Source organism: Rhodococcus baikonurensis (genome assembly GCF_040489275.1).
Classification (GTDB): Bacteria; Actinomycetota; Actinomycetes; order Mycobacteriales; family Mycobacteriaceae; genus Rhodococcus_F; species Rhodococcus_F baikonurensis.
In genome coordinates this window covers 818,373-826,153 of record NZ_JBEUOQ010000001.1, presented here as the reverse complement: position 1 = coordinate 826,153, position 7,781 = coordinate 818,373, and the positions used below count along the sequence as shown (strand labels likewise).

Annotated in this window: 6 protein-coding genes; 5 read left to right on the top strand and 1 reads right to left on the bottom strand. The window is 63.2% G+C overall.

The annotated features are described in order from the left end of the window. The coding region (locus ABWI03_RS04185) for a DUF222 domain-containing protein (RefSeq protein ID WP_353798685.1) at positions 1-392 on the bottom strand (392 nt) is incomplete at its 3' end. A gap of 116 nt (positions 393-508) precedes the next feature. Here ABWI03_RS04185 and ABWI03_RS04180 point away from each other — a divergent pair. The 5 genes from ABWI03_RS04180 to ABWI03_RS04160 are packed head-to-tail and all read left to right on the top strand — an operon-like array spanning position 509 to position 7,743. Then, positions 509-1,807 carry an SWIM zinc finger family protein gene (locus ABWI03_RS04180; RefSeq protein WP_298776794.1) on the top strand — a complete coding sequence of 433 codons (1,299 nt, stop codon included), beginning with the start codon at positions 509-511 and terminating at the stop codon, positions 1,805-1,807. Beyond that, positions 1,804-3,288 carry a DUF5691 domain-containing protein gene (locus ABWI03_RS04175; protein WP_298776796.1) on the top strand — a complete coding sequence of 495 codons (1,485 nt, stop codon included), beginning with the start codon at positions 1,804-1,806 and terminating at the stop codon, positions 3,286-3,288. The genes ABWI03_RS04180 and ABWI03_RS04175 overlap by 4 nt, the downstream gene beginning before the upstream one ends. Continuing rightward, entirely contained in the window at positions 3,285-4,400 is a 1,116-nt protein-coding gene (locus tag ABWI03_RS04170) for an ATP-binding protein (protein WP_298776798.1), read from the top strand. Before ABWI03_RS04175 ends, ABWI03_RS04170 begins: the two co-directional genes overlap by 4 nt. Continuing rightward, positions 4,397-6,583 (top strand): DUF5682 family protein, encoded by a 2,187-nt coding sequence (locus ABWI03_RS04165; protein WP_298776799.1) that lies wholly within the window; start codon positions 4,397-4,399, stop codon positions 6,581-6,583. Before ABWI03_RS04170 ends, ABWI03_RS04165 begins: the two co-directional genes overlap by 4 nt. Beyond that, positions 6,580-7,743: a VWA domain-containing protein gene (locus ABWI03_RS04160; RefSeq protein ID WP_124568061.1), complete on the top strand. Its 1,164-nt coding sequence runs from the start codon at positions 6,580-6,582 to the stop codon at positions 7,741-7,743. Before ABWI03_RS04165 ends, ABWI03_RS04160 begins: the two co-directional genes overlap by 4 nt. Positions 7,744-7,781: the final 38 nt, after the last annotated feature.

The following is a 7,781-nucleotide window of genomic DNA, read 5'->3' as shown; positions in this document are numbered from 1 at the left end:
AGCGCTTCGTCCGGCATCCCCTTCGGCGGCGATTCACAAAACGCCACGATCAACACGGCGTGCTCGAACGAACAATCCCCGCAATCGAACCGGGCTGCCACTGCCGGAAACGGCCGCAGCGCAGCACCGAGGGCGGCGATCTTCTTCCCGTCCCGGACCTGGAGCATCGTGTTCGCCGCTAACCAGGCACCCACTCCGCGGCTGGCGATCACCTGATCATCCGGACGCAACGACAACACGTCGACCACCGCCACCCGCACAGCTTCCAGACGCAGAATCTCCGCACTCGCCTCGATAGCAGCAGCCCGCAACTCAGCAGCCGTCAACTGCCACAAACGTCCACGCAACCCCACCGCAGAACCAGCCACCACATCCGACAACAGAACACTCATTGAATCCCCCGATCCCCTACACAAAGAGTACTCGAACATGCGTTCGAGTCAAGGGCTAATTCAAGAATGAATCGGCCTGACTCTGCGATGTCAGCGGGTTGTCATACTGTGGTCGAGTGACTTCGCCGTGGACAGCTGGGCAAGTGGCATCGGTAGCACCCGACGCCGCATCGCTGGCCGCTGCGCGCAAGTTGGCTGGTTCGTGGAGCCATGCCGGCAACAAGGGTCTCGCGCTTTGGGGGCTGTGTCAGGGCAGCGGCTCGAAGCCGTATCAAGCAGTAGTTGACCTGCGGGGCCCTGCTTACAAGTGCTCGTGCCCGAGTCGAAAGTTTCCGTGCAAACACGCTCTGGGGCTGTTGGTGGAATGGTCGGAGGGGCGTGTTCCGTCGGCGGCCGAGCCGGCCGACTTCGCTGCCGAATGGTTACTGCGCCGCGAGGAGAAGGCCGAGGGCACCGGCGAAGGCGGCGACGAGGCGCCCAAGAAGGCTCCCGACCCGGCGACAGCGCAGAAGCGCGCCGACCGAGTGGCGAGCGGACTCGCCGAATTGGATCGGTGGATCACCGATCAGATCCGCAGTGGTCTTGCCGCGATGGACACGTCCTGGGCGGGCTTCGATGCGATAGCCGCTCGCATGGTGGATGCCCAGGCGCCCGGTATCGCCGGCACGCTTCGAGCATTGGCGGGAACCGTTGCATCTACCGAGAACTGGCCCGAGAAACTCCTCGACGAGTTAGCTCGGTTGCACCTGCTGGTCACTGCGCATCAGAAGCTGTCCGAACTGCCGGAAGATCTTGTCCATTCGGTGAAAGCGCACGTCGGCTATCCCGTTACCACCGACAGCGTGATGGAATCGACTCCGGTGCACGAGAACTGGATGGTGCTCGGTTCCGGGATCACCGAGGAGAAGCGGCTGTTCACCCGAACGGTGTGGATGCGCGGTCGGACGTCGAGACGTTGGGCCATGCTGCTCGACTTCTCCCATGGGGCACCCAACTTTTCCACCGAGGCGCCGCCAGTAGGGTTTTTGGTCGACGCCGATCTTCATTTCTACCCCGGTGCGGCGGCGTTGCGGGCGCGGCTGGGGGCAACGCATAGTGAACCTCAACCGTTCACAACCCTGCCGTCCGGAAGCATCGATGCTGCGCTGCAAGAATTCACCGATGCCCTCGCAGCAGATCCATGGTTGCGGTCGTGGCCGGCAGTGATCAGTTCGGTGGTCCCGTCGTTCGTCGACGGTGCCTGGTTTCTCGTCGACGAATCGGGCGCAGCGCTTCGGGCAGAGGGTGATTCGGACCTTTTATGGAAGTTGCTCGGCATTTCCGGCGGTTACCCGGTCGCAGTCTGCGGAACGTGGAATGCGCAGGCTCTTGCCCCGATCTCGGTTTTCACGGGAGGGCAGGTGATCGTGCTGTGAGCACATTGATTTCTGCGGCACTTCTCGGGACCGCCAGAACAGCAATAACGTTCGAGGAACTTCCGACCACGGTGCGTTCCAGCGCTCGCGAACTCGACGGCGATCCTGCCGAGTTGCTGCTCGCAGCAGCAGCATTGGAGAAGGCGTACCGCCGTGGCGGTGCGGTCGCCATCACGGCTACGGTGCCGACACTTGCCCCAGACGATGTGCGGTTCACCCTGCCGGAATCGTCATCCGCACATCTGCTGTCGATGCTCGCGGCCAAGGCGACCTTGCTCGACGAATGGTTTGCCGTTGCGTTGTCGCGCAACTACCGTGCTCCCGATCATCTTGTTGCCGAGCTGCTTTCCTTCGCTCGGGCGAGTGAGACTCACCGCGAGAGTATTCTCCAGCTGGTCGGCGAGCGTGGTCGCTGGCTTGCCGCGCAAAACCCTGAGTGGAGCAAGCTCGTCCGAACTCGGGATGCAAACCCGGATGTCTGGCGCCACGGAAGTTCGGCCCAGCGCACGCAGTGGCTGATGGACACTCGCCGAACAGATCCCACGTTGGCGCTGGCCGAACTCCGAAAGTCCTGGGGAACCGAGCGTGGCGAACAGAAGGCCGCATTCGTCTCGGCGCTGGCCATCGGATTGAGCACGGACGATCAAGCATTGTTGGAGGAAGCCCTCGACGACCGTCGCAAGGACGTGCGGCGCGCAGCAGCGGACGTGCTCGGACGACTTCCCGAATCGGAGTTCGGGGAGCGAATGGCCGCCCGGGTCCAGGAATGGGTGCGGGTGGAACGGAAACTGCTTCGATCCACGATGGTCGTCCTGCCGCCTGAAGAACTCGATGGACCGGCGAGGCGCGACGGTATCGAAGACCGGCCGAATCCGCACACCGACTATCGGGCCGAGTATGTCCGTCAAGTGATCAGTGCTACTCCGTTGTCCTTGTGGAACAACATGATCGGTGGAGCCAAGAAGACGTTGGGGATGAGCGTCGACGAAGGTTGGGAGCCGATACTTCACGACGCTTGGTCCAACGCTGCAGCGGCACAGAACAATGTGGAATGGGCACTGGAACTCTTCAACACGCGCGGCGTGGCCACCGATAGACGACTGTTCCCGTTGGTGCCCGCCAAGGCGCTGGCAGATCTGCTGAGGGCCGGAAACGGCGATGCCAATGTTCTGCACCCGGGCCGGGCAGCGATCTACGACGCTCTGCGAGGTCCATGGCCCGAGGACATCACCCGGGCAGTCGTGGCTCAATGGGAACGAGTTGCGGCCAGACGTGCCGATGGTGGCGCCAAGGCAGGCGAATTCTCGCGCTACAAGTACGTAGCCTCCTTGCGCCTTGCCGAGACTCGATTCCCCTACAGCGCAGTAACTTTGCTGGATCGGGCAGCCGAGCGCGCCCGTGACCCGGACTGGCGGCAAACCTTCGCCAGAACTGCTAGTGCCATCACCCACCGCAAGACCCTGCTCGAGGAGCTCACATGACTGACAGCGTGACCGTGCCCATCACGGAATCGGCAAAGCTGATGCGTCCCCACGCAGAGCAGGAGTACGCGCTCGAACTCGAAGCGCTGGCCGCGCAAGATTCGCGCCCGCGCCCGCCGTCGTGGAACTTGTCGCCTTGGGCTGTGGTGACGTATCTGCTCGGTGGCACTCTCGACGACGGGACGGTCATTTCGCCGAAGTACGTCGGTCCACGGCGGTTGATGGAAGTAGCCGTCGCAACTCTTGCCACCGACCGCGCGCTTCTGCTGTTGGGCGTGCCGGGTACAGCCAAGACCTGGGTCTCCGAACACCTTTCGGCTGCAATCTCGGGTGCGTCGACGCTCCTGGTCCAAGGCACGTCGGGTACGCCCGAGGAAGCTATCCGCTACGGCTGGAACTACGCACGCCTGCTCTCGGAGGGGCCGACCGCCGGTGCACTGGTGCCTTCTCCCGTGATGACGGCGATGGAAACCGGGAAGATCGCTCGCGTCGAAGAGTTGACGCGTATTCCGGCCGACGTGCAGGACGCGCTCATCACCATTCTCTCCGAGAAGACGTTGCCGGTGCCGGAACTGGGCATCGAGGTGCAGGCAGCCAAAGGCTTCAATCTGATCGCTACCGCCAACGATCGGGATCGTGGTGTCAACGATCTGTCGTCCGCATTGCGTCGACGGTTCAATACCGTTGTCCTCCCGCTGCCGGCAAGCGAGGAGGACGAGGTGGCTATCGTGGCGCGCCGAGTCGAACAGCTGGGCGCAGCATTGGAATTGCCGACAACCCCCGCAGCAGCCGAGGAAATACGTCGGGTCGTCACCGTGTTCCGGGAACTACGATCAGGCACGACCACGGACGGCCGCACCAAGTTGAAGTCCCCGTCCGGAACTCTGTCGACGGCGGAGGCGATCTCGGTGGTCACCAACGGTTTGGCGCTGTCCGCGCATTTCGGGGACGGCGTACTGCGGGCATCCGACGTCGCTGCCGGAATCCTGGGTTCGGTGATCAAGGATCCGGTCGCAGACAAGGTTGTGTGGAACGAGTACCTCGAGGCAGTAGTGCGTGAACGCGGAGAGTGGTCCGACTTCTATCGGGCTTGCCGCGAGGTCACCGGGTGACCATCGCCATTCCGGACCTGCGTGTCCGGGTCTTCGGAATCCGTCACCACGGCCCGGGATCTGCTCGTTCGGTTCGGCAAGGCCTGGAAGAGTTCTCGCCTGACGTCGTCCTGATCGAAGGGCCTTCGGATGCAGACCCGTTGGTGATGCTGGCGGCATCGGAGTCGATGGAACCGCCGATTGCGCTGCTGGCGTATGCCACTGGCGAACCGTCGAAGGCGGCATTCTGGCCGTTTGCGGTGTTCTCGCCCGAATGGCAAGCGCTGAAGTGGGCCGCGAGCAACGGTGTGCAGGCACGGTTCTGCGACCTGCCCGCGTTCAACGTGTTGGCGGATCAAGGGATTCGTACTACACGCGAGGGTGATCCTCTGGCTGAACTGGCGTCGGCCGCGGGGTTCGACGACACCGAACGCTGGTGGGATTCGGTGATCGAATCGAGCTCGGGCGCAGATTCTTTCGATGCGATCACCGAGGCGATGGAGGCGCTGCGTGAAACAGTGCCGATCGACGAGGAGACAGCGCATCGCGAAGCGTACATGCGTCAGGTGCTGCGAAAGACGTTGAAAGGAGGCGCTGAGCGGGTTGCCGTCGTCTGCGGGGCGTGGCACGCGCCGGCGTTGGTCGGAGCCTTGGGGCCAGCGGCTCCCGATGCTCGCATCCTCAAAGGAATGTCCAAGGTCAAGACCTCGCTGACCTGGGTTCCCTGGACGCATTCGCGCCTTTCGTCGGCATCGGGTTACGGCGCCGGAATTACCTCGCCGGGCTGGTATCACCACCTGTTCACCGCGAACGACAAGACGATCACTCGGTGGCTCACCAAAGTTGCCCGGGTGCTGCGCGACGAGGACCTTCCGATCTCGAGTGCTCACGTCATCGAAGCTGTCCGATTGGCAGATACGTTGGCGGCATTGCGTTCTCGCCCGCTGGCCGGATTGTCGGAAGTTACCGAGGCTACGAGGTCGGTGATGTGCGATGGAAACGACGTTCTTCTGGATCTGATCACGCGAAGACTCGTCGTGGGCGAAGCCCTGGGTTCGGTGCCCGAGGAGACGCCGACGGTTCCACTCGAAGCGGACCTGCGAGCACGCTCGAAGACCCTGCGGCTCAAACAACAAGCGGGAGCCAAAAACCTCGATCTGGACCTGCGACGCGACATCGACGTCGAGCGTTCCCAGTTCCTGCACCGACTGGGGATCCTCGAGATCGACTGGGGGACGCCGGCCGACAGTGAGGTCCGTTCCACCGGAACTTTCCGAGAGACATGGGCTTTGCAGTGGAAGCCCGAATTCTCGGTCTCGGTGATCGAGGCGTCGCTGTGGGGTACGACGGTGGCCGAAGCGGCGGCCTCGCGGGTCGTGTCGAAGATTCACGAGCCGGACATCACGCTGGCGTCACTGATCGGACTACTGGAGAACTCGCTCCTGGCAAACCTTCCGGCAGCCTTGTCCGCTGTGCTGGAAAGTGTGAAAACGGTTGCGGCACTGGATCATGACGTGTCGCACTTGATGGCGGCGCTGCCCACGCTGACCCGAACGCTGCGGTACGGCGACGTGCGCGGTACCGACGTGTCGGCCTTGATCGACGTCGCCGACAGCTTGTTGATCCGCATTTGCACCGGCCTCGCAGTCGCTGTCACCGGTCTGGACGATCCCAGTGCCGAGGAGTTTCGCGATCACCTCGACAAGGTGCACGCGGCAGTTATGGTCCGTGACGACCGCGACGCGAGCGCACGGTGGTTGCAGGCGATGGCCGGCGTGATCGACCGCGACGACGTCAACGGTTTACTCGTCGGGCGGATGGTGCGGCTTCTGCGCGACAGCGGTTCGATCACGGAAACCGCTGCAGCCCAGCGATTGTCTCGGGCCCTGTCCGTGGGCAGCGTGCCGACCGCGAAGGCCGGGTGGGTCGACGGATTTCTCGGCGGAGGAGGGCTTGTGCTCGTTCACGACCGAGCGTTGCTCACACTGATCGACACCTGGGTCCGTCACCTTCGCGAGCAGGATTTCATCGACACGCTTCCGTTGCTTCGGCGCACGTTCGGAGCTTTCGAATCCGGGGAACGTCGGGCGATCGGTCAGGCAGTCAGGGGCGGCCGACGCGTCGAAACGACAGTGGAGACCGATGCTCGACGTGGCAGCGCGGCAATGGTGGTCGTTGCGCAGATACTGGGAGTGCGCGCATGAGTGACGACGATCAGCGCCTGCGACGCTGGAGATTGATGCTCGGCGAATCCGCCGAAGAGTCGACGGGTGGGCTGGGTCAACCGGGCGACAGTCGAATGGATGCAGCTCTTGCAGCGTTATACGACTCGTCCGGCCCGACCAAGGGGCGTCGGCGCTCAGCCGGTTTGGGGGCGTCGGCGCCGTCCGTCGCCAGGTGGCTCGGTGATATCCGCACGTACTTTCCCAGCACGGTGGTGCAGGTGATGCAGAAGGACGCTATCGACCGACTGGGCTTGGCGCAGTTGCTTCTCGAGCCGGAACTGCTCGACGCCGTCGAGCCCGATGTGCATCTGGTCGGGACGCTTCTGAGCCTGAACCAGGTCATGCCGGAGGCCAGCAAGGCAACTGCTCGAATGGTCGTCGGCAAGGTGGTTCGTGAGGTCGAAGAGCGGATCGCTCAGAAAACGAAGGCCGCGGTGACCGGAGCACTCAATCGCGCCGCCAGAACGTCGAATCCGAAGTTGCGTGACATCGACTGGGATCGAACCATCCGAGCAAATCTGTCGCACTACCTGCCGGAGTATCGAACGGTCGTCCCCGAGCGGCTCGTCGGATACGGCCGTAAGTCGAAATCCGTGCAGCGCGACGTGGTCCTGGCGATCGATCAATCGGGTTCGATGGCGTCGAGCGTCGTCTACGCATCCGTGTTCGGCGCGGTGTTGGCGTCGATGCAGGCACTGAAGACTTCGCTCGTCGTTTTCGACACCGCCGTCGTCGATCTGACGGACAAACTGTCCGACCCCGTCGACGTCTTGTTCGGAACCCAACTTGGTGGGGGCACCGACATCAACCGTGCGATCGCATACAGCCAGTCGCTGATCTCGCGGCCTGCCGAGTCGATGTTCGTGCTCATCTCCGACCTCTACGAGGGTGGTATCCGCAACGAGATGCTGCGCCGCATGGCCGCCATGAAGAACTCCGGTGTACAAGTCGTTGTTCTGCTGGCGCTCTCGGACGACGGGGCGCCGTCGTTCGATCACGACAATGCGGCGGCGCTGAGTGCTCTGGGGATTCCCGCGTTTGCGTGCACGCCGGACAAATTTCCGGAACTGCTGGCCGTGGCTCTCGAACGCGGCGACGTGTCGGCCTGGGCGGATCAACTCACGCTCGAACAGCACTGACCGGTCTGCTTCGGAGAGCGGAGCACCGGGTACACCCG